Source organism: Stutzerimonas stutzeri (genome assembly GCF_002890915.1).
GTDB classification, from domain to species: domain Bacteria; phylum Pseudomonadota; class Gammaproteobacteria; order Pseudomonadales; family Pseudomonadaceae; genus Stutzerimonas; species Stutzerimonas stutzeri_AF.
This window is the reverse complement of the sequence record NZ_POUT01000034.1, coordinates 1-514: the sequence shown is the minus strand read 5'-3', so window position 1 is coordinate 514 and position 514 is coordinate 1. Positions and strand designations below refer to the sequence as shown.

Sequence of the window (514 nt, the reverse complement as noted above, 5' to 3'; positions counted from 1 at the left end):
ACGTTCAATCGCCGCCGGTTTGATGCTCAGCGGCCTGTCCGGTCTGTCCCTGGCCGCTGGCAACCCGCTCAGCGTGCATGTGCTGAATCTGCAAGACGGCCTGCCTTCGCCAGACGTCCGTGTCACCCTGGAACAACGTCAGGGTGATGCCTGGAAATCACTCAACAGCGGCGAGACCAACGCCCAAGGCCGCATCACCGCGCTGTATCCCGAAGGCAAGGCGCTGGAAAAAGGCACCTACCGCGTCACCTTCAAGACCGGCGACTGGTTCGCCGCGCAGAATGCCAGCACCTTTTTCCCCGAAGTTCCAGTGATCTTCGAAGCGGATGGCAGCGTCGAGCACTACCACATCCCGCTGCTGCTGAGCCCCTACGGCTTCTCCACCTACCGCGGCAACTGAGCCGCTCAGCGCACTTCCCAATAGCCCGGTGCGTTGTAGATGTCCTTCAGGTAGTCGATGAAGAAACGCACCTTGGCCGGCAGATAGCGCTGCTGCGGGTACACCGCCTGGATC

1 protein-coding gene and 1 pseudogene are annotated in these 514 nt (G+C 61.7%); one reads left to right on the top strand and one right to left on the bottom strand.

All coding sequences use genetic code 11. The features are described 5' to 3' along the window. Nucleotides 1-400: hydroxyisourate hydrolase (gene uraH, locus CXK94_RS22190; protein WP_258005996.1), on the top strand; the 400-nt coding region annotated here is incomplete at its 5' end. A gap of 5 nt (nucleotides 401-405) precedes the next feature. Here uraH and CXK94_RS22185 read toward each other — a convergent pair. Further along, nucleotides 406-514: pseudogene (locus CXK94_RS22185) on the bottom strand (LysR family transcriptional regulator); the annotation flags it as partial.